Annotated in this window: 18 protein-coding genes and 1 pseudogene; 11 read left to right on the top strand and 8 right to left on the bottom strand. The window is 41.2% G+C overall.

Going from position 1 to position 21,432, the window contains the following annotated elements; all coding sequences use genetic code 11:
- Positions 1 to 2,932, top strand: a 2,932-nt coding sequence (mscK, locus tag AAC147_RS07815; protein WP_047679994.1) for a mechanosensitive channel MscK, incomplete at its 5' end; no start/stop codon positions are given.
- A 51-nt stretch (positions 2,933 to 2,983) separates the two neighbouring features.
- Here mscK and rsmS read toward each other — a convergent pair.
- Together rsmS and priC are read right to left on the bottom strand one after the other, a co-directional pair.
- On the bottom strand, positions 2,984 to 3,154 hold the full coding sequence (rsmS, locus tag AAC147_RS07810; protein ID WP_072032492.1) for a pleiotropic regulatory protein RsmS: 171 nt from the start codon (positions 3,152 to 3,154) through the stop codon (positions 2,984 to 2,986).
- 17 nt (positions 3,155 to 3,171) lie between these two features.
- On the bottom strand, positions 3,172 to 3,714 hold the full coding sequence (priC, locus tag AAC147_RS07805; RefSeq protein WP_047679988.1) for a primosomal replication protein PriC: 543 nt from the start codon (positions 3,712 to 3,714) through the stop codon (positions 3,172 to 3,174).
- Positions 3,715 to 3,922: 208 nt separating this feature from the next.
- Between priC and apt the strand changes: the two genes are divergently transcribed.
- The 9 genes from apt (at position 3,923) to AAC147_RS07760 (ending at position 14,495) form a co-directional block, all read left to right on the top strand.
- On the top strand, positions 3,923 to 4,474 hold the full coding sequence (apt, locus tag AAC147_RS07800; protein ID WP_047679986.1) for an adenine phosphoribosyltransferase: 552 nt from the start codon (positions 3,923 to 3,925) through the stop codon (positions 4,472 to 4,474).
- Between the two features lie 97 nt (positions 4,475 to 4,571).
- On the top strand, positions 4,572 to 6,605 hold the full coding sequence (gene dnaX, locus AAC147_RS07795; RefSeq protein ID WP_047679984.1) for a DNA polymerase III subunit gamma/tau: 2,034 nt from the start codon (positions 4,572 to 4,574) through the stop codon (positions 6,603 to 6,605).
- A gap of 47 nt (positions 6,606 to 6,652) precedes the next feature.
- Complete coding sequence (locus AAC147_RS07790) at positions 6,653 to 6,982, top strand: YbaB/EbfC family nucleoid-associated protein (protein WP_047679982.1); 330 nt, start codon at positions 6,653 to 6,655, stop codon at positions 6,980 to 6,982.
- Positions 6,982 to 7,590, top strand: coding sequence for a recombination mediator RecR (gene recR / locus AAC147_RS07785; protein ID WP_038262276.1), 609 nt, complete (start codon positions 6,982 to 6,984; stop codon positions 7,588 to 7,590). The genes AAC147_RS07790 and recR overlap by 1 nt, the downstream gene beginning before the upstream one ends.
- A gap of 224 nt (positions 7,591 to 7,814) precedes the next feature.
- Positions 7,815 to 9,704: a molecular chaperone HtpG gene (gene htpG / locus AAC147_RS07780; RefSeq protein ID WP_187649985.1), complete on the top strand. Its 1,890-nt coding sequence runs from the start codon at positions 7,815 to 7,817 to the stop codon at positions 9,702 to 9,704.
- Positions 9,705 to 9,877: 173 nt separating this feature from the next.
- Entirely contained in the window at positions 9,878 to 10,522 is a 645-nt protein-coding gene (adk, locus tag AAC147_RS07775) for an adenylate kinase (RefSeq protein ID WP_047679977.1), read from the top strand.
- Between the two features lie 172 nt (positions 10,523 to 10,694).
- Positions 10,695 to 11,660 (top strand): ferrochelatase, encoded by a 966-nt coding sequence (gene hemH, locus AAC147_RS07770; protein WP_047679975.1) that lies wholly within the window; start codon positions 10,695 to 10,697, stop codon positions 11,658 to 11,660.
- A 217-nt stretch (positions 11,661 to 11,877) separates the two neighbouring features.
- Positions 11,878 to 12,987 carry an LPS O-antigen length regulator Wzz(fepE) gene (gene wzz(fepE) / locus AAC147_RS07765; RefSeq protein ID WP_047679973.1) on the top strand — a complete coding sequence of 370 codons (1,110 nt, stop codon included), beginning with the start codon at positions 11,878 to 11,880 and terminating at the stop codon, positions 12,985 to 12,987.
- 197 nt (positions 12,988 to 13,184) lie between these two features.
- A complete protein-coding gene (locus AAC147_RS07760; RefSeq protein WP_047679971.1) occupies positions 13,185 to 14,495 on the top strand; it encodes an inosine/guanosine kinase in 1,311 nt (436 codons plus the stop codon).
- 58 nt (positions 14,496 to 14,553) lie between these two features.
- On the opposite strand, the gene ybaL is transcribed toward AAC147_RS07760, so the two are convergent.
- Together ybaL and AAC147_RS07750 are read right to left on the bottom strand one after the other, a co-directional pair.
- Positions 14,554 to 16,263 (bottom strand): YbaL family putative K(+) efflux transporter, encoded by a 1,710-nt coding sequence (ybaL, locus tag AAC147_RS07755; protein WP_047679969.1) that lies wholly within the window; start codon positions 16,261 to 16,263, stop codon positions 14,554 to 14,556.
- Positions 16,264 to 16,478: 215 nt separating this feature from the next.
- Positions 16,479 to 16,941 (bottom strand): annotated as a pseudogene (locus AAC147_RS07750) (MFS transporter); the annotation flags it as partial.
- Positions 16,942 to 17,380: 439 nt separating this feature from the next.
- Here AAC147_RS07750 and ushA point away from each other — a divergent pair.
- Entirely contained in the window at positions 17,381 to 19,039 is a 1,659-nt protein-coding gene (gene ushA, locus AAC147_RS07745) for a bifunctional UDP-sugar hydrolase/5'-nucleotidase UshA (RefSeq protein ID WP_047679967.1), read from the top strand.
- A 120-nt stretch (positions 19,040 to 19,159) separates the two neighbouring features.
- On the opposite strand, the gene AAC147_RS07740 is transcribed toward ushA, so the two are convergent.
- From AAC147_RS07740 to AAC147_RS07725, 4 genes are all read right to left on the bottom strand, one after another.
- Positions 19,160 to 19,621 (bottom strand): hypothetical protein, encoded by a 462-nt coding sequence (locus AAC147_RS07740; RefSeq protein WP_052189426.1) that lies wholly within the window; start codon positions 19,619 to 19,621, stop codon positions 19,160 to 19,162.
- Positions 19,622 to 19,686: 65 nt separating this feature from the next.
- Positions 19,687 to 19,854, bottom strand: a complete 168-nt coding sequence (locus AAC147_RS07735; RefSeq protein WP_197056362.1) for a hypothetical protein — start codon at positions 19,852 to 19,854, stop codon at positions 19,687 to 19,689.
- A gap of 160 nt (positions 19,855 to 20,014) precedes the next feature.
- On the bottom strand, positions 20,015 to 20,491 hold the full coding sequence (gene ybaK, locus AAC147_RS07730; protein WP_047679963.1) for a Cys-tRNA(Pro)/Cys-tRNA(Cys) deacylase YbaK: 477 nt from the start codon (positions 20,489 to 20,491) through the stop codon (positions 20,015 to 20,017).
- 89 nt (positions 20,492 to 20,580) lie between these two features.
- Entirely contained in the window at positions 20,581 to 21,381 is an 801-nt protein-coding gene (locus tag AAC147_RS07725) for a TraB/GumN family protein (protein WP_047679961.1), read from the bottom strand.
- Positions 21,382 to 21,432 lie beyond the last annotated feature (51 nt).

The following is a 21,432-nucleotide window of genomic DNA, read 5'->3' as shown; positions in this document are numbered from 1 at the left end:
GCTGTACCATAATGTACAACGGTTGCAGCAAATTCGTAATCAGCTTAATAACGCAATCACGGAACAGTCTGAGGTTCGTCATACCGAAATCGAATTATTATTGGTAGAGCAATCTTTCTTGATGCAACAAAAGGACTACCAAAAAGAGTCCTTGCAAGTCAATACCCAATTACAAACGCTTTTACAGCTTCAACGTGATTACACTTCTTTCCAAATTGAACAATTGGAGCGGTATGTCCAGTTAATTCAGGATATTGTTAATGGAAGACACCTAATTGTTTCGGAAGAAACTGCCAAAGAGGTGCAGAATTCAGATGATACTAATCCCCATATTCAGTCCAATCCGCTGGTCAGGGAAGAAATCGAGATAAATCGAGATCTCAGTGAACGTTTGGTAGCGGCAACACGGGATAATAACCAACTAGTGCAGAAAAAAATTCAGGTAAAGAATTTTCTGGATAGAGCTATCCAATCTGAGCGTGGTTTGAAAGAGCAAGTTAAAGTGTTACGTGGAAGCTTATTGTTATCACGCATTTTGTTTCAGGAACAGCTCAAAGTACCCCGAAATGTCCTGACAAAGGACTTACCAACGAAAATTGCCGACTTGCGGTTAGAACAGTTTGAGATTGCTCAGCAACGTGATCAGCTTTACTTGGTTAATGACTATATCAATCAACTATTGAACCAACATGTTAGTGAGATACAAAATGAGCCTCAAGAGATGGTTGGGGAAATTCGTAATGCGATAGAGCAATTGCTTGAGATCCGCCGGGATTTATTGAACCAACTGAATAACTTGCTTGGTCAGCAGATTACACACGCTATTAATTTGCAGATGGATCAACAGGAGTTATTGGATGTGAGTCAATCGCTGGAACAGACGCTTGTCCAGCAGATTTTCTGGGTTAATAGCAATAAGCCTATGAACTGGGCATGGTTGAAATCACTGCCAGCATTAGCTCATGAGGAGCTGACGCATTTTAATATTCATTTTACGATCAGCGGGCTTATCACCGGGTTGCAGAATTCCATTCACTTTGTTATTCCCCTTTTACTTGTAGGGCTGTTTTTACGCTGGCAGACAAAAAGTATTAATGTGCAACTAAAGAAAATTTCTGCTGAGGTAGGGCAACTACGCAGGGATAGTCAATTACATACTCCACTGGCCTTGATTCTGACGCTGATAAAGACATTGCCTCTGGCTTTTATTATTCTGGCAATAGGTTACTGGTACTCGAAGTCAGGTGATGAGTTAGGAGAGTTGGTTTGGGGATTTTCCCGTCAATTGGCGTTATTCTGGATTGTCTATAGATGCAGTTATCAAATTCTGGATAAAGGGGGGCTGGGAGAACAGCATTTCTCACTGAATAAAGAATTGTGTTCACTATTTCGCAAAAACCTCGCGAGATTGTCACTCGCTTTATTGCCGCTTCTGTTTTGGGTAACCCTGGGCGTTAAACATCCACTTCGGTTATCTGATGATGTTATTGGTCAATGTACGGTACTGATTTGTCTGTTCTTTGTTTTCATTTTTATTTTTCCATTCTGCCGTCAAGTATGGCGTGAAAAAAGTTCGCATATGATCCAAACCATCGTGGTAACAACATTGACTTTTGCCCCGTTGGTTCTCATTGTGCTAACGGTATCCGGCTACTTCTATACGACATTACGTTTATCTGAACGCTGGCTTTACAGTGGTTATCTGCTACTTCTCTGGCATATTTGCTATCAGTCCTGTCTGCGTGGATTAAGCCTTGCAGCACGTAGTATTGCGTATCGCCGGGCGGTTGCCCGCCGTCAGGCTCAGGCAAAAGAAGGTGCAGAGGGTGAAGTGGTGGAAGAACCACCAATGGCATTGGATCTCATTAATCAGCAATCATTACGTTTAACCACGATGGTGCTGTTTCTGATCTTTTTTATGGCATTTTACTGGACTTGGTCTGACTTGGTGACGGTATTCTCTTACCTTGATGGAATTAATCTGTGGCAATACAGTACGGCAACAGAGCTAGGAAATGTCCTGCAACACGTCACCTTGAAAGATTTGGCTCTTTCCATAGCTATGCTGGTTATTTCATGGGTCATGATGAGAAACTTGCCGGGTTTGTTGGAAGTATTGGTACTATCCCGTTTACAGTTACAACAGGGTTCTTCTTATGCCATTAAGACAACGTTGACTTATTTTATCATCGGTGTTGGGGGGATTAGTGCACTGGCAACACTGGGTGTTTCATGGAATAAATTACAGTGGCTGGCAGCAGCACTTTCGGTGGGGTTGGGATTTGGATTACAGGAAATCTTTGCCAATTTCGTTTCAGGTTTGATTATCTTGTTTGAACGTCCTGTTCGTATCGGCGATACCGTTACTATAGGAACATATTCTGGTTCAGTCAGTAAAATCCGTATTCGTGCAACAACAATTACTGATTTTGATCGTAAAGAGGTCATTATTCCTAATCGGGCATTTGTTACAGAGCGCCTGATTAACTGGACACTTTCTGACACAATCACCCGTATTATCATTAAGGTGGGTGTTGCATATGGTTCTGATCTCGATAAGGTGAAAGAAGTGATGTTACAGGCGGCGAAAAGTAACCCCCGCGTCATGAACGAACCAGAACCTCAGGTTTATTTCATGAGTTTCGGGGCTAGCACACTGGATCATGAATTAAGGTTATATGTGCGGGAATTAGGTGATCGCAGTCGCACGGTTGATGAAGTTAACCGCAGTATAGATAAATTGTGCCGGGAAAATGATATCAATATTGCGTTCAATCAGTTGGAAGTCTATTTGCATAATGGACAGGGAAATAGCCTGCAAGAAGTTCAAAAGACGATGGTTCAAAATTCTGGGGCTCAGCCCTTCATGAGCAGTGGTCAACGTTATTCAGATGAACATCCAGCCTCTGACGACAAGCCTCTCTTACCTTAAGGAATGATTTTAAAAAAATGACTTTAAAAAAATATGCCTGATGATTGTTTATCAGGCATTTCTCTCAGATTGTTGAGACTCTTGTTTTAGTTTCCCTTGAAAGTCATGTTTAACGATTTCTAATGCAGCTAATGCGATTTCAGGGGAAATTTCATTGCATTCGAGTAGATAAATAAGATCTACTGCAAGTTTAACTTCAGCGGGTGCATTTTCGAAAACCATCACGATTATTCCTCTAATTAATCTGAATGTTCCTGCTTTTCTATCGCTTTTTCTATACGCATCAATGCCTGACGGCAACGAGCAAGCCTTCCTGCCAGAGCGGCGATTTCTTTTTGCAGTTTATATTTATTTGCTAATACAACTTGTTGATTTAGTTGTAACTCACGATCATCAATCATTGCCATTAAACGGCGTTCATAATCTTGATGTTCGGCTAAACGTTGGTAAAGATCTCGCTCTTGTGACTGTCGATCAAACTGATCTTCTTGCCTGCGCAGTGATTGGGTGGATAATTCTCTTTTTAGAGCTTCAATTTGTATTACTAAACGTTCAGAAAGAAACTTGACCTGTACAGTGCGATTGTTTCTGACACAATGTCTTAACTGAACCATATTCTGGTTAATTTCCTGCATATATCCACTGAGTTTATTGCTGTGGTGATGAAATAAAGCCTGATCAAAACGAGCAATTGAAAATGGGGTATCTGGCAGGGAAGTTAACTCGGTTGCCAGCATACTGATTTGTTTTTCAAGCACATCTAATAAATTTTGTATACCCATCAGTATCCCGTTATAGTCAATAATCTTCTTGTTAAATTCTATGCCATCCGATCATCAAAGTTATGTTTAACAACGATGCCGAACGTCATAGAGGTTAAGTTTGATACATATCAACAAATATAATCAGCAACGTGCTTTGTTGTTGCTTTTTTCCGGTAGTTTTCATAGATTTTAGCGCTTTCATTTTTTTAACTGGCTGGCATTAATTATGACCGCTAACGCACAAAAACTGCAATTTATTAAAGATAGTATTGAAACAATACCTGATTATCCCAAAGCAGGCATACTTTTCCGTGATATTACTACGCTATTGGATAATCCTGCTGCATACCAGGCGACGATTGATTTATTGGTCGCTCATTTTGAGGGAAAAGGTATCACCAAAATTGTCGGTACTGAAGCGCGTGGTTTTTTGTTTGGAGCACCTGTAGCACTGCGTTTGGGAGTGGGGTTTGTTCCTGTCCGTAAAAAAGGAAAATTACCCAGAGAAATATTAAGTGAAACTTATGATCTGGAATATGGCACTGATACATTAGAAATTCATAAAGACAGTATCAAAGCCGAAGATAAAGTTCTCGTTATTGATGACCTGCTTGCAACTGGTGGTACAATCGAAGCAACAGTTCGCTTAATCCGCCGTCTTGGTGGCGAGGTTTCTGAAGCAGCTTTTATCATTGGCTTACCTGATTTGGGTGGTGCAGAGCGTTTGAAAAATCAGGGTGTTGACAGCTACATTCTCGTCGAGTTTCCTGGACACTGATTGTTCTGATTTTTGTATAATTGATACTTCAGCCTCGCCGTCCATGGTGAGGCTGTGCTAGCATAATAGACAGTCGTGTTCAATCTCCTCGGTATTCATGAGCTATCAGGTACTTGCCCGTAAGTGGCGCCCACAAATATTTTCTGATGTGATTGGTCAGCAACATGTGTTGACTGCATTGGCTAATGGTCTTGAACACCAGCGCCTCCATCATGCTTATCTTTTTTCCGGCACTCGTGGTGTGGGAAAAACAACTATTGCGCGTCTGTTAGCAAAGGGGCTGAATTGTGAAACAGGTATCACAAAAACCCCTTGTGGTCAGTGTACAAACTGCCTTGAAATTGAGCAGGGACGATTTGTTGATCTGATAGAAATTGACGCTGCTTCGCGAACAAAAGTAGAAGATACTCGTGAATTGCTGGATAACGTGCAGTATGCGCCTGCCAGAGGGCGTTTCAAAGTTTATCTTATTGACGAAGTTCACATGCTGTCACGTCATAGCTTCAATGCCTTACTCAAGACATTGGAAGAACCGCCAGAACATGTGAAATTTCTGTTGGCAACGACTGATCCGCAGAAATTGCCGGTAACTATTCTTTCACGTTGTTTGCAATTTCATTTGAAGGCACTGGATGTTAATCAAATCAGTGGCCAATTGGAGCATGTACTTAAGGCCGAACAAATAGAGAGCGAAGCTCGGGCCCGTCAGCTATTGGCTCGTGCGGCGGATGGCAGTATGCGTGATGCATTAAGTCTGGCCGATCAGGCCATTGCTCTCGGTGGAGGAAAACTGACAGCAGAGATTGTCAGCCAGATGCTAGGCACGCTGGATGATGAACAGCCTCTGGAAATGATAGAAGCGCTAGTTCGTGCTGATGGGCAGGTGCTTATGGCTCTGGTTGATCAGGTTGCAGCACGTGGTATGGATTGGGAAAATCTCCTGGTCGAGATGTTATCGTTGTTACATCGCATAGCCATGATCCAATTGCTGCCTCAGCGATCAGATATAGAATCGTCTTCAACAGAAGGGCGTTTGCGATTGCTGGCGAAATCAATTTCACCTAGTGATTTACAACTCTATTACCAGGCTTTATTGGTTGGTCGTAAAGATCTCCCCTATGCGCCGGAGCGTAGAATGGGAGTTGAAATGGCATTATTGCGTGCTTTGGCGTTTCATCCCAAAACAGTTATTGAGGAAATGCCGGAATCCCATAATGTAGAAATGCCTACTGCATCGGCTATTGCAGCATCAACACCTGCACAGCAGCGTCTTATAGCTCAATCCAAACTTAATAATTCTGGGCAAAATAATTCTGTACCTGACCATATTGTGCCTGACAATCATGTTGTCCCTGACAATATTGTTAGTAAAAAATCTACTGAACAAAAAATGCCTCAGACATCAGAGGCAGAATCGGTAGCTGACAGTCCGACAGCAAAATTACTGCAAGCGAGGAATCTGCTTTCTCGCCAAGGAAACGATCCTCCAAAAAAGGCTGAGCCGGCAGCGTCTGTGAAGGCGAAGTCGGCAAGTTCGGCATTGGAGCGATTGGTGACGGTGGCTGAACAGCGGCCGCAATCTTTTATTCCCGAGGCGCGGAAATCTAAACTTGTAAAACAAGAAGCTTATCGCTGGCGCGCTAAAAATATTGAAAAAAAACCAGTTGCTACAACACCAAAAGCGATCAAATCAGCGCTTGAATATGAAAAGACACCAGAATTGGTGGAAAAGTTGGCTGTTGAATCTAAGCAAAGAGATCCATGGACCGCTGAAATTGATAACTTAAATATTCCAAAACTGGTTCAACAGGTGGCATTGAATGCATTTAAAGAGCAGATTAACGAAAGCCAGTTCTGCCTTCATTTACGTTCAAAACAACGTCATCTTAATTCAGCATCAGCACAGAAAACGTTAACTGAAGCATTGAGTGAATTACATGGTAAACCTATTGAACTCAGTATCATTGAAGATGATAATCCAGCGGTAAAAACACCGTTGGAGTGGCGACAAGCGATTTATGAAGAAAAATTGGCACAAGCTCGCCAATCCATTATTTCGGATAGAACGATTCAAACACTTCAGCAGTTATTCGATGCAGAATTGGATGAAGAAAGTATCCGGCCTGTTTAACCCCGCAGTGTGTATTTATACTGTGTCTACAGCAAAGAGAGAAAATTATGTTTGGTAAAGGTGGTTTGGGCAATTTGATGAAACAGGCCCAGCAGATGCAAGAAAAAATGCAGAAAATGCAGGAAGAAATTGCAAATCTGGAAGTGACCGGTGAATCTGGTGCTGGTCTGGTGAAAGTTACCATTAATGGTGCACATAACTGCCGTCGAATCGAAATCGATCCAAGCCTGATGGATGATGATAAGGATATGTTGGAAGATTTGATTGCTGCGGCATTCAATGATGCGGCCCGCCGTATTGAAGAAACTCAAAAAGAAAAAATGGCCAGTGTTTCCAGTGGAATGCAATTGCCACCTGGCTTTAAGATGCCTTTCTGATGCAAACCAGTCCTCTTCTTGAATCCTTGATGGAAGCATTGCGTTGCTTACCGGGCGTAGGTCCTAAATCGGCACAACGAATGGCGTTTCATCTTTTACAACGGGATCGCAGTGGCGGTATGCGGCTTGCGCAAGCATTGACGCGCGCCATGTCTGAAATTGGTCATTGTCAGGACTGCCGGACATTTACAGAGCAGGAACAATGCACAATTTGTGCCAATCCCCGTCGCCAGCAAAATGGTCAAATCTGCGTGGTGGAAAGCCCCGCGGATATCCACGCAATTGAACAGACCGGTCAATTTGCAGGGCGTTATTTTGTCCTTATGGGGCATTTATCGCCGTTGGATGGTATTGGTCCAATGGATATTGGGTTGGATCGCTTGGAAGAGCGTTTGTCTTCTGAAACTCTGTCAGAAATTATTCTGGCAACCAACCCGACTGTCGAAGGAGAGGCAACGGCAAACTATATTGCGGAAATGTGCTCACAATATGGTGTGACTGCCAGTCGTATTGCTCATGGTGTTCCCGTTGGGGGGGAACTCGAAATGGTAGATGGAACAACACTGTCCCATTCTCTTGCTGGCCGGCAGAAAATTACTGATTTGTGATTGCTCTCTCATTATTTTTAATGGGAAATTCCAATGGGTGGTGTTGCAGAGAACGCCACCATCCATAATGCTTTATTTAACTTATTGTTTTTACTGAGTTATATAATTAATTTCACATTCTTCTTGTTATCTGAGCTTGAAACTTTCAGGTTTTATCCCCATCTGATTACCATCTTCCGATTTTACATATCTGAACTGGATTTAGATTGAGGTAATAAATGAGCATGAAAGATCAGGAAACCCGTGGATTTCAGTCTGAAGTTAAACAATTATTGCAGTTGATGATCCACTCTCTCTATTCCAATAAAGAAATTTTTCTCCGTGAACTGATTTCAAACGCATCAGATGCTGCTGATAAATTACGCTTTCGAGCATTATCTGCGCCTGAATTGTACGAGAATGATGCTGAGCTACGTGTTCGTCTGGCTTTAGATCAAGAGAAGAAAACTATCACCATTAGCGATAATGGTATTGGTATGACCCGTGATGAAGTGATCGATAATCTGGGAACGATTGCAAAATCCGGTACTAAGGCATTTCTTGAATCTATCGGCTCTGACCAGGCTAAAGATAGCCAGTTGATTGGACAATTTGGTGTTGGTTTTTATTCTTCCTTTATTGTTGCTGATAAAGTGACCGTACGTACCCGTGCAGCAGGTGCGAAGGCAGAACAAGGTGTATTCTGGGAATCGACCGGTGAAGGTGATTACACAGTTGCAGATATTGAAAAGACAGATCGTGGTACAGAAATTACCTTGCATCTGCGCGAGGGGGAAAACGAGTTCCTTAACGACTGGCGTCTACGTTCTATCATTGGCAAATACTCTGATCACATTGCTTTACCTGTTGAAATTGAAACCCAAACTAAAAACGAAGAAGACGATTCAGTTACTGTCGCATGGGAAAAAATCAATAAAGCTCAAGCCTTGTGGACTCGTGGTAAAGCTGAAATCAGCGATGATGAGTATAAAGAATTCTATAAACATATCTCCCATGATTTCGCTGATCCTCTAAGCTGGAGCCACAATCGTGTTGAAGGTAAGCAGGAATATACCAGCTTACTGTATATCCCTTCTCAAGCTCCGTGGGATTTGTGGAACCGTGAACATAAACATGGTTTGAAACTGTATGTGCAGCGTGTATTCATCATGGATGAAGCTGAACAATTCATGCCAAATTATCTGCGTTTTGTCCGTGGCCTAATTGATTCTAACGATCTGCCATTGAACGTTTCCCGTGAAATTCTGCAAGATAGTTCCATCACCCGTAATCTGCGTAGTGCATTGACTAAACGCGTATTGCAAATGCTGGATAAACTGGCAAAAGATGACGCAGAGAAATACCAAACTTTCTGGCAGCAGTTTGGTCTGGTGTTGAAAGAAGGCCCCGCTGAAGATGGTGGAAACAGAGAAGCTATCGCTAAGTTACTGCGTTTTGCCACCACTCACAATGACAGCTCTTCACAAACTGTTTCTCTGGAAGAATACGTTAGCCGCATGGCTGAAGGTCAGGAGAAGATTTACTACATTACGGCTGATAGTTATGCTGCGGCGAAGAATAGCCCACATCTGGAACTGTTCCGTAAGAAAGGCATTGAAGTTCTGTTGTTGTCCGACCGCATCGATGAATGGATGATGAGCTATCTGACTGAGTTCGATGGTAAATCATTCCAATCAGTCAGTAAGGCTGATGAATCCCTTGATAAACTGGCTGATGAGAACAAAGCCGAGCAGGAAGAAGAAGATAAAAAACTAGAACCATTCGTTGAACGCGTGAAGACACTGCTTGGTGAGCGTGTGAAAGAAGTTAAATTGACTCATCGATTGACTGATACTCCGGCGATAGTCACCACCGATGCCAACGGAATGACGACTCAAATGGCAAAACTGTTTGCAGCAGCAGGTCAGTCAGTGCCAGAAGTTAGTTATAATTTTGAACTGAACCCGGAGCATAACCTGGTGAAAAGAGCGGCTGACATTCAGGATGATACTCAGTTTGCTGACTGGATAGAATTATTGCTGGATCAGGCATTGTTTGCCGAACGTGGCACATTGGAAGATCCAAACCAATTCATTCGTCGTATGAATCAATTATTATCCGCTGAACAAGCATAATTTCATTGAAATTATGGCAATAAACCACGCTTCAACCGAAAATTGAGCGTGGTTTATTTTTTGATTAATGCGAAAACGTTTACCTGTTTTCTTGAGCCATCCCCCATTCCAATGGTATGGTGGTTCGTTTTCTTTTAAAAATACGAAAAGCAAATAGCAAGGGGATTTACGCGATGCGTATTATTCTGCTGGGCGCGCCAGGCGCCGGTAAGGGGACTCAGGCGCAATTTATCATGGAGAAATTTGGGATCCCCCAGATTTCGACAGGTGACATGTTGCGTGCCGCAGTAAAGGCAGGTACCGAGTTAGGTTTGAAAGCAAAGGAATTGATGGATAATGGCAAACTGGTCACTGACGAGCTGGTGATTGCCTTGGTTAAAGAGCGTATCAAACAAGATGATTGCCGTAATGGGTTCTTGTTGGATGGGTTCCCACGTACCATTCCTCAGGCTGATGCTATGAAAGAAGCGGGTATCAAGGTTGATTATGTGCTGGAATTTGGTGTTCCAGACGACATTATCGTTGAACGCATTATTGGTCGTCGTGTACATGCACCATCAGGCCGTGTTTACCATATCAAATTTAATCCACCAAAAGTGGAAAACCACGACGATATTACAGGCGAAGAATTGACTGTTCGTAAAGACGATCAGGAAGATACAGTTCGTAAACGCCTGGTTGAATACCATGCACAAACAGCCCCTTTGGTTTCTTATTACCAACAAGAAGCTCAGGACGGTAATACAAAATACTTCAAACTTGATGGAACCCGTCAGGTATCTGAAGTCAGTGAAGAATTAGCCAGAATCCTGGGCTAATTATACAGTCGGTTCTTGATTCATTTTAATTCTAAACAGTTAGAGCAGGCGGTGTGAATGCCGCCTGACTTTTACCTCACATACCATGAAACTCTCGCTCCATAAAATGTAATATGTGACTATCATAGTGTTTTATTTTTGATTACCAGTCATTTTGATGGAGTGTTGAGGAATGAGTAATCGCAATTATGGTGTTATATTGGTCAATCTTGGCACGCCAGATGAGCCTACACCAGCAGCAATCAGACGTTATTTGGCGAAATTCCTAAGTGACCGACGGGTGGTAGATATCCCTGCGTTGATTTGGAAGCCATTCTTACACGGTGTTATTCTTCCCTTCCGTTCTTCCCGTGTCGCTAAACTATACGAGGAAATCTGGACAGAAGAGGGCTCTCCTTTACTGGCTTATAGTATTCGCCAACAAAAACGATTGAGTGAAAAGCTGGGTAATATTCCTGTGGTTCTGGGGATGACTTATGGTTCACCTTCTTTACCTCAGGCAGTAGATACTTTGTTACAGCAAGGTATTGATCATTTCATCATACTTCCTCTTTATCCCCAATATTCCAGTACAACATCGGCAGCTGTATTTGACAGTATCAGCAAAATATTGCAGGGATATCGTACCATTCCTCATTTGAATTTTATCCGTGGTTATGCAAGGCACCCTGCTTACATTGCTGCGCTGAAGGAAACAGTAGAGCAAAGTTTTGAAAAGCATGGTCAGCCCGACCGCCTTATTCTTTCTTACCATGGCATTCCTGAACGTTTAGTTAAGATGGGGGATATTTATCCAAAAGATTGCCTGGCAACAACTGAGTTTTTGTCGCAAGTGTTGGATTATCCGGCAGATAGAATTATGATGACCTACCAATCACGTTTTGGTCGTTTGCCATGGTTGACCCCCTTCACGGATAAGACAATGGCATCGCTGCCAAAACAAGGTGTAAAACATGTTCAGGTACTATGTCCGGGGTTTGCATCTGATTGTCTTGAGACATTGGAAGAAATTAAGCAACAGAATAAAGTTGTTTTTTTGGGCGCAGGTGGAAAAAAGTTTGAATATATACCTGCACTTAACGATAATGAGGCACACATTTCGCTGTTCGAGCAATTGGTCAATAACATCGCCAGATAATGAATTGTTGGCAATCATGGATTGTTATCGAACTCCATGTTGGCAAGACCTTAGTAGATACGGATATTTTTGCCTATAGTTAACCAGCATATGTTTTGCGAGTTGTGTGATTTTTTAAGGATATTGCTTCAAAATCAACGAATTCCGTGAGTATGGAGTAGAAACTCGGCGGGCAACAATTGAGAAGCAAAATTATTTTGGATTGGAAATGTAGATAATGAGTAATAAACCAGTTAAGCACGCAGATTTTTATGAGGGGCATGCAGATTATCATTCAAGGCAAGAAGATGAAATTGATCTGTTTGAATTGTTCTCCGTAATCTTTCAATCAAAATATTTGATTATTGCAGTATCCTTTGTATTTGCCGTCATTGGCTTTGGTGTTGCATCATTCTTGCCACAAAAATGGACCAGTACGGCTGCGGTGGTGCAACCAGGGCTGGAAGAGTTTCAGCCATTAAAGAACGCATTAACAGAGTTGCATGTTCTTAATCTCGAATCAAACCTGACAGAAGAATCGTTATATAAGCGTTTTGTTGAAAACTATAATTCACGTGTATTACGTGAAGAATATTTGGTGGATACTGATTATTTCAAAGCACTGCTTGCTAATAAAGATGAAATTACTGCCCAGAGCAAAAGAAGTTTGATCGAACAGATTGTAAATAAAAATATTTCCTCTTCCGTGCCTAAAAAAGATAAAGATGACGAGTTTTATGAAACAACGCTCTCTTTTAGTGCCGGTACGGCGGAAGATTCTTACAAACTGTTATCTGGCTATATCAAATTTGTCTCCGCAGTTGTGCGGGATCAGGTGAAAGATGAACTGAATGATACAGTGCGTCAGAAGCTGGCTTACTCGAAAAAACTCTATGAGATTGATTTAGCCCGTATCACAAATATGCGTGCTACGGATATTGAACGATTGAAGTATGCGATTTCCATCGCCAACTCTGCGGGTATCAAAAAACCGGTCTCTAATGGTGGTGCTATCATTAAGGATGATCCCGATTATTCAATTGCATTAGGTTCCGATGCGTTGCAACGAAAGTTGCAGATTACTGAAGGAATTACCGATTCAACAACGATAGATGCAGATTTGCGTAACCGTCTTTTGTATATCAAAAATCTGGAAACTGTCAATATTGATAAACTTGATTTCCAGCCATTCAGATATATGCAGGAGCCTTATGAGCCAACCACGAAAGATTCACCTAAACGTCTGTTGATTCTGGTTGGTATTGGTTTTATTGGCTTTATTCTGTCCATTATGTTTGTCCTGATGCGCCATACGGTGCGTAGCCGTCAGAAGCAGCAGACAGCTTAATATATTTTATAAGCTGATGCCTTGTTAGAGGCTGATAATCATCGTAATTTTAGCGGCCAATGTTGTAATAACATTGGCCGCTTTTCTTTTATGGATACCATTTATGAACACCCGGTTTTTTTGTTTCGCTGTGGTATTGTGCCAAACGGGATTATGCTAATATGCCGCATGTTTTGGCTCTATAGCAGCAATCAACTATGAAATTCCCCGGTAAGCGTAAATCTAAACACTATTTTCCTGTCAGCCTCAAAGATCCTCTACTCCAGCCCATCAAAGAGATGATGGATACTGAAAGTAATCGAGCCTATATTGTTGGTATTGACCAAATATTGGTAGATATTGAAGCAAAAGTGGATGAAAGTTTTATTCAACGTTATAACCTGAGCCAAGGGCATTCACTAGTCATTGAGGATGATGTGGCTGAGGCACTCTACAATGAGTTAGCAGAAAATAACTTGATTAGCCATGAGTTTGCAGGTGGAACTATCGGTAATACTTTGCACAATTACTCTGTTTTAGCGGATGATAAATCCGTATTGCTTGGTACTATGTGTAATAACATCCAAATCGGCAGTTATGCCTATTGCTATCTCTGCAATACTTCCAGTCGTATGGATTTAAATCATCTTCAGGGCGTTAATGGTCCAATTGGTCGTTGTTTCACTTTAATAACTGAAAATGGTGAAAGAACATTCGCTATCAGCCCAGGACTAATGAATCAACTCAGTCCAGAAAATATTCCTGAACATATTATTGCTGAAGCATCGGCGTTGGTCATTACAGCCTATTTGGTACGTTGTAAGCCAGGTGAACCTATGCCGGAAGCGACGATGAAAGCCATCGAATATGCGAAAAAGTATAATGTCCCTGTTGTACTGACATTAGGAACTAAATACGTCATTGCTGATGATCCTCAATGGTGGCGTGATTTCCTGTCAGAGCACGTTTCTGTAGTAGCTATGAATGAGGATGAAGCTCAGGAACTGACTGGTTTTAGTGATCCCCTGCTGGCGGCAGATAGAGTATTGAATTGGGTGGATCTTGTATTGTGTACTGCCGGACCGGCCGGATTGTATATGGCGGGTTACACTGAAGAAGAGCATAAGCGTCAGACTTCACATCCATTATTGCCGGGCGCAATTGCTGAGTTTAATCGTTTTGAGTTTAGCCGCGCGATGCGTCAGGCTGATTGCCAGAATCCAATGCGGATCTATTCTCATATTGAGCCATATATGGGAGGGCCTGAGAAGATTATGAACACTAATGGGGCAGGAGATGGTGCACTGTCTGCGTTGCTGCATGATATTACGGCCAATAGTTATCACCGCATGAATGTCCCGAATTCCAGCAAACATATGCGCTCTTACTTGACATATTCTTCTTTAGCTCAGGTATGTAAGTATGCGAACAGAGTGAGTTATCAGGTATTGAGCCAGCATGCTCCGCGCTTGACTCGTGGATTACCAGAAAAAGAAGATAGCCTGGAAGAAGCGTACTGGGAACGTTGACAATTATTGTTCGGGAGTATCCCGTTAGTTTTATCGGGATACTCCATATCGCTAATAGTTATGCCGCTGATGGATTGGTTGGTGAAAGTGATGGTGGAGTTATTGGGCAACCTTCATCATTTTCCGGTAGTACATTAGCCATCGTTTTGGCGATTTCATGTTCGCCAATAATGATGTGATTGGCACCGCGTTCTGTAATGTAAGTGACTTCATCGTCATAATGAGCACGGACAATGATATTGATATCTGGTCTCATTTCCCGCGCATTTTCAACAATTTTACCTGCTTCATAACCATTTGGAATGGTCAGGAATAGTGTACAAGCGCAATCCAGTCTTGCTAATGTCATGATATCTTTCTTGGCCGCATTACCCATTACGGCACTGATACCAGCCTCTCCTAACTCTTCAAATCCGGCACGTGTATCTTCAATGGCTACCAGTGGAAAATTTCTTTCTTGTAGATGTTGGCAAAGCAGACGACCAACCCGGCCATATCCCACGACAATGGCATGACCACAAATATTGACAGGGATCTGAGTTTCTTCTTCTAATGTTTCTTCCAATAGCTGCTCTTCAATGGTTTCTGTTTTTTCCAGATAACGATCCAGCAGACTGAATAAAACTGGATTTAACATAATAGAAAGAATGGCTCCGGCAAGTATAAGATTGCGAGCATCTTCATCCAACATACCTAAAGTTACTCCGAGCCCTGCCAGAATAAAGGCAAACTCGCCAATTTGGGCCAGGCTGACGGAAATTGTCAGCGCAGTACGTCGCGAATGACCAAAGATCTTGACCAACAACATGGCGGCGGCTGATTTGCCAATAATGATAATGGCAAGGGTTCCTAAAATGGCAATTGGCTGTTGTAAGAGGATCATTGGATCAAACAACATGCCTACGGACACAAAGAATAGAACTGCAAAAGCGTCTCTGAGAGGCAAAGTATCTTGCGCCGCACGATGACTCAATTCTGATTCATTCAGCACCATGCCGGCAAAAAATGCTCCTAATGCAAACGAGGCATCAAACAGCGTCACGGCACCATAGGCGACCCCTAATGCGATGGTAAGAACTGCAAGGGTAAATAATTCACGGGAGCCTGTACCGGCTGTTCTCGCTAACAGCCAAGGGATAAGACGGCGGCCGACGAAAATCATCAATAAAATAAAGACGACAACTTTGCCAATGGTAATAGTCAGTCCGAGCAGTAACTGGCCTATATCTGCATTCTGGTTATCTAAAATACTAGCAGATGCGGGTAGTAATACCAGAGTTAGTACCATTGCCAGATCTTCAACAATTAACCAACCAATCGCAATCTTACCTCGTTGGCTATCAATGAGTTGACGTTCTTCCACTGCTCTGAGAAGTACGACGGTACTCGCGGTTGACAAACAGAGGCCAAAGACAATTCCACTGTATAGTCCCCAACCAAGTAGTTTTGATAAGCCGACTCCCAGAACAGTTGCAACAGCAATCTGCGCAATAGCACCTGGGATTGCAATTGATTTTACGGCTAATAAGTCTTTGAGTGAAAAATGCAGGCCGACACCAAACATCAGTAAGATCACGCCAATTTCTGAAAGTTCGGGTGCCAGAGAAGTATCGGCAACAAAACCAGGTGTAAAAGGCCCGGCAAGTACACCTGCCATAAGATAACCTACTAAAGGCGAGATTCTCAGGCGCTGTGCAAACATACCGAGCAGATAGGCGAGAAGAAAACCGCCAACAATAGTCGTGATTAGAGGTGTCGAATGCTCCATCAAGGCTCCTTCTAGGCTAGATTGTTATAGATTGTATTATTAGGTGAGGTAATAATTTATTTTACAAATAATTTAAGATAATTGCTTGAAAAATATTCTTTTATAGAGAAATGCAGATGATCTACATAAATATTATTGTAATGGTATTTTATGTAGATCTTTTCATTATTTACTCATGTTTACAAAGAGAAGTGATATTAATAAAATAATATTTTTTAGTATCTTGTACTATTTTTTTCATTCTTCTTTTCCATATTTGGCAAGAATAAGGTAAAAATACCAAGAAGTGGTAAAAAAGCACAAATTTTGTAAACCAATTCTATGCTAGTTTTATCTGCTACATAGCCAAGTAGCGCGGCCCCGATGCTTCCCATACCAAATGCCAGACCAAAGAATAAGCCCGCAACCATGCCTGTCTTACCGGGGGATCAGTTCTTGTGCATAGACCAGAATGGCAGAAAATGCAGATGCCAGTATCAGACCTATAATGACGTTGAGAGCGCTTGTCCAGAATAGCGATACATAAGGTAATAACAGAGTAAATGGAGCAACACCCAGAATAGATCCCCAGATGATATATTTACGACCAATCTTATCACCGATTGGTCCACCAATAATCGTGCTTGTAGCTACAGCAAACAAAAATACAAAAAGATGAATCTGCGCATTTTGCACGGATGATAAGCTGATCGCACCAAGTATTGAGAAAGCCGTTCCCTGTGTTTTTTTTCGCGGAGCTGATAATGAGATAGTATTACTTTGCTTAATTTTGTTCATTGTTTCACCGATCTTATCTACGTTGTAGTGGTGTTGAACTGTTATTTAATTGTTACACCTTAATACATATTAACTTTCTAATAAAATTTTTGCTTATCTTGATATAATTTGATGCTTATCGCAAAAAAATGAAATTAAACTCTATTTAATGGCCTGATTATGTAATCTTGATCGAAAAAACACTGCGTCGAATGTCGTGTTGTTATTCCATTCTGTAGTGAATATGTACTTATTCCAGTAAGGTTCCTTGTTATAAAAAAGTAACGTGCCTTAAATGGGGTAGGTTTCAACATTCTTGAAAACTAATAACAGATTTATTTAAGGAACATGGAGATACCCGATGAAATTCTCATTTAAAGCGTCAGTATGTGCCCTGGTTGTTTCTCTGTCATTGTCACCGATGATCGCATCCGCTTGGGAAAAGGATAAAACGTATGATATTACGATCCTGCATACCAATGATCACCATGGTCACTTTTGGCAGAATGATCATGGAGAGTATGGTCTGGCAGCTCAGAAAACCGTAGTGGATTCTATCCGTCAGGAAGTTGCTAAAAAAGGCGGTAGTGTATTGTTGTTATCTGGCGGGGATATTAACACTGGTGTGCCTGAATCGGATATGCAGGATGCCGAGCCGGATTTTAAAGGAATGAATCTGGTAGGTTATGACGCGATGGCATTGGGAAACCATGAATTCGATAAGCCTTTGAATGTACTCTATCAACAGCAAAAATGGGCGACTTTCCCATTCTTGTCAGCGAATATTTATCAAACCAGCACCGGCAAGCGCTTATTTAAGCCATATGTGATATTCGAAAAGCAAGGTGTGAAGATTGCGGTTATTGGTTTAACTACTGATGATACAGCTAAAATAGGTAATCCGGCTAATTTCCCTGATGTGGAATTCCGTATACCTGCCGAAGAAGCGAAAAAAGTCATTGATGAATTGAAGAAAACTGAAAAGCCGGATGTCATTATTGCAGCAACCCACATGGGGCATTACGATGATGGTCAACATGGCACGAATGCGCCGGGTGATGTGGAAATGGCACGTAGCTTACCTGCTGGTTATTTAAATATGATTGTGGGTGGACATTCACAGGATCCGGTTTGTATGTCTGCGGAAAATAAAAACTATAAACAGGTGAATTATGTCCCTGGGACGCCTTGTTCTCCGGATCGTCAAAATGGGACATGGATTGTTCAGGCTCATGAATGGGGAAAATATGTTGGTCGTGCTGATTTCCAGTTTCGTAATGGTGAATTTAAGCTAGTTCATTATCAATTAATTCCTATCAATTTAAACAAAAGGGTCAAAAAAGATGACGGAAGCACTGAGCGTGTTTACTACACTCATCAAATTCCTCAAGACTCTGAAATGCTGAAATTGTTGACACCTTATCAGGATAAAGGAGATCAGAAATTAGGAGTCAAAATTGGATCTGTTGACGGTAAATTAGAGGGCGATCGCAGCAAAGTTCGTTTTATACAGACTAATATGGCTCATCTTGTACTGGCAGCACAGATGGAACGGGCAAACGCTGATTTTGCTGTGATGAGTGGAGGAGGGATCCGCGATTCCATTGAGGCAGGGGATATCACTTATAAAGATGTATTAAAGGTTCACCCATTTGCTAATCAATTGGTTTATGTAGATTTCAAAGGAAGTGAGGTTCTGCCTTATTTGACTGCCGCTGCGAATATGGAAGCTGATTCTGGTGCTTATGGTCAATTCTATAATGTCAGTTTTGTGAAAGATGGCAAAAATATCAGTGATGTCAAAATTGGTGGAGAACCCCTGGATCTGAATAAAACTTACCGGATGGCAACATTGAACTTCAATGCTATCGGTGGTGACGGTTATCCGCGAATCGATGATTTACCAGGATATGTTAATACCGGTTTTGTCGATGCAGAAGTGTTGAAAGGGTATATTGAAAAACACTCTCCGCTGAAAGTGGCGGACTATGAACCGAACGGCGAAATTGCGCGCAAATGATAATGGGTGAAGGTTAATTATTAGAAAAAAAAGACCATCTATTTTCAGATGGTCTTTTACTTAGTCGTCGGAACGGTGATAAATAATCTAAAATGGGGATGGGTGAAAATAAATAGTTATCTAATTATTGAATATTATGGTTATTAGTGAATTGTTTCCTCCTTCTTTTTCCGATAGTTTTTCAAATCCATATTTTAAGTATAATGCTATAAGTTTAGGATTGTTTTCACATTCCAAGGCAATAACTCTTCCTCCAATTAGAATTTTTGCTGTGTTAATAATGTTCCTTACATAAAGAAAAATATCTTCGAATTTTATTGGATTTTGATTGAATAAAAAGTTCTTTGCTATTTGGCCGATTAAGTAAACTTTTATCGTATTAGAGTTTTTACTGATGCCATTAAGTTTCCTTATTTTTGTTTTTGAAATAGAAAATGAATATGCTCTCAGCTCCTTAAAAGTCAATGAAAAATAGGCAAGAATTGACCCTTTTTCATTTAAAATTAAGTATGTTCTGGTTACATCAGCCTGTTCAAATCTAATTGAATTTTTATGTAAAAAAGATTCTACGTCTCGATTCAAGGGGCAGGAGAATGAAAGAAAATACTTTTCTGTTCTGTCTCTGCCTAATACTATTAATACTTCTCCTAAAGTGAGAGTTTTTGTTTTAATATCTCTATTGCCTCTTTTTGTTCAGTTTCAATGTCTATTTTTTCAAAATTATTTTTAGATGGCCTTCTATTTGCCCTTCGCAACATCTTAATTGCCTTGGGATAGGTGATAACAATCTGCCTGAAAAATGACGAAGTGACCATTTTTATCTCCTTTTATTTAAATATATTAAGTTACTTGAAATAGTAAATGATATTGTTTTTGCTATATGGGAAGTATATCGGCATTAGATAATTGAACAAGGCCCTGTTTTCAAGAAAACAGAGCCAGCTCGAAAAATTTAACGGAAATTACAATTAGTTTTCAAATTTTGGCAATATCAGCAAATGGACAATTAAGTAGTTGGCATAAATCAGTCGGTGCCAGTTCAATATCCAGGCCACGTTTACCACCAGAGATAAACAGAGTCGGGAGGTTTTGGGCCTGACTGTCAATAACAGTAGGAAGACGTTTTTTTTGTCCTAATGGGCTGATGCCACCTACCAGGTAACCTGTCACTTTTTGTGCCAACTGTGGATCTGCCATATCCGCTTTTTTCGCTTTAAATACTTTGGCGATTTTTTTTAAATCCAGTTGTCCCGTGACCGGAGTGACAGCAACAGCCAGATTTTTAGGATCACCATTCAATGAAACTAAGAGGGTTTTAAAAACCTGCTTAGCATCTAACCCAAGTTTTTTAACCGCTTCATCACCAAAATTATGTTCATTAACATCATGTTCATAAGGATAAAGTTTGAAATTAATTTTGTGTTTTTCCAGTAGAGTAACAGCAGGCGTCATGTCGTATTTCCTGTAACATTATCTGTATAAATAGTAACTATTAGTCATAGTCTTTATTCTTATTCTTATTCTTATTCTTATAATAGCTACTATTGTAACAGCTTCAGTAAATTGTTTTCACCCTGGAGATGTAATGCTCCGACAGCCACTAAATATTTTCCTGCCGGTAAGTCATGTAATCGTTCACTCCATTGGCGGTTACGTTCAGTCATCAAGGTCTGGTAAGTAACTTCACAGAAAGTCTGTGGTAATGCCCCACTTGCTTGGTTTGGTTTATAATTCATCCACCAGCTAATCATCATTTGTAAGGTACGGGCGTTAGTATGCCAGTGAACCAGAGTATCTTCTAACAGAGAGATGCCACCATTCGGTAGTTTGGTGAGTAAATTAACCTGAGTATCGGTTCCTTCCAGCTCGATAATATTTTTATCAATGGCCCTTGCACTGCTCAGTAGCTGAAAATCAATGCCGTATTGGGGACGTAATCCTAAATATTGAGCCTGAGCGGCCTGTAGGATCAGAGCAACTTGCCATGAAGGTAATAGATCTAGTGACTCTACCGGATGTTGGATTTCGTGGCAGTACTGCTGTAAGGCAGCAAAATGTTCAGTTGATAAACGTTGTGACAGTACAACCTGTTCAGGAAATATTTTTCCAAATGGTGAACCAGATTGGGTAATATCTGCTTCAACAATCAAAGAATCACACTGTTCCAGTTGTTCCAACAGTACTTCGGAAAGTGGATACATATTTTCTGTACCCATATGGATGCTGCCAACAATATGTAATTGTCTATTTTTGGGCAGAATGACGTCAAAAGCAGGATAGGGGTAATATCGTTGGGAATTCAGTCCTAATACATTACTGAGATATGTCATTAGTTTTCCCATACTACATACTCCGGTAATTGGCGTGAATGGGTATGCTAACGTGTTAAAGGT

This window comes from Xenorhabdus sp. NBAII XenSa04 (genome assembly GCF_963866145.1).
Taxonomy (GTDB): domain Bacteria; phylum Pseudomonadota; class Gammaproteobacteria; order Enterobacterales; family Enterobacteriaceae; genus Xenorhabdus; species Xenorhabdus indica.
The sequence above is the reverse complement of the archived record's forward strand: the minus strand, read 5'-3'. Positions and strand labels throughout refer to the sequence as shown.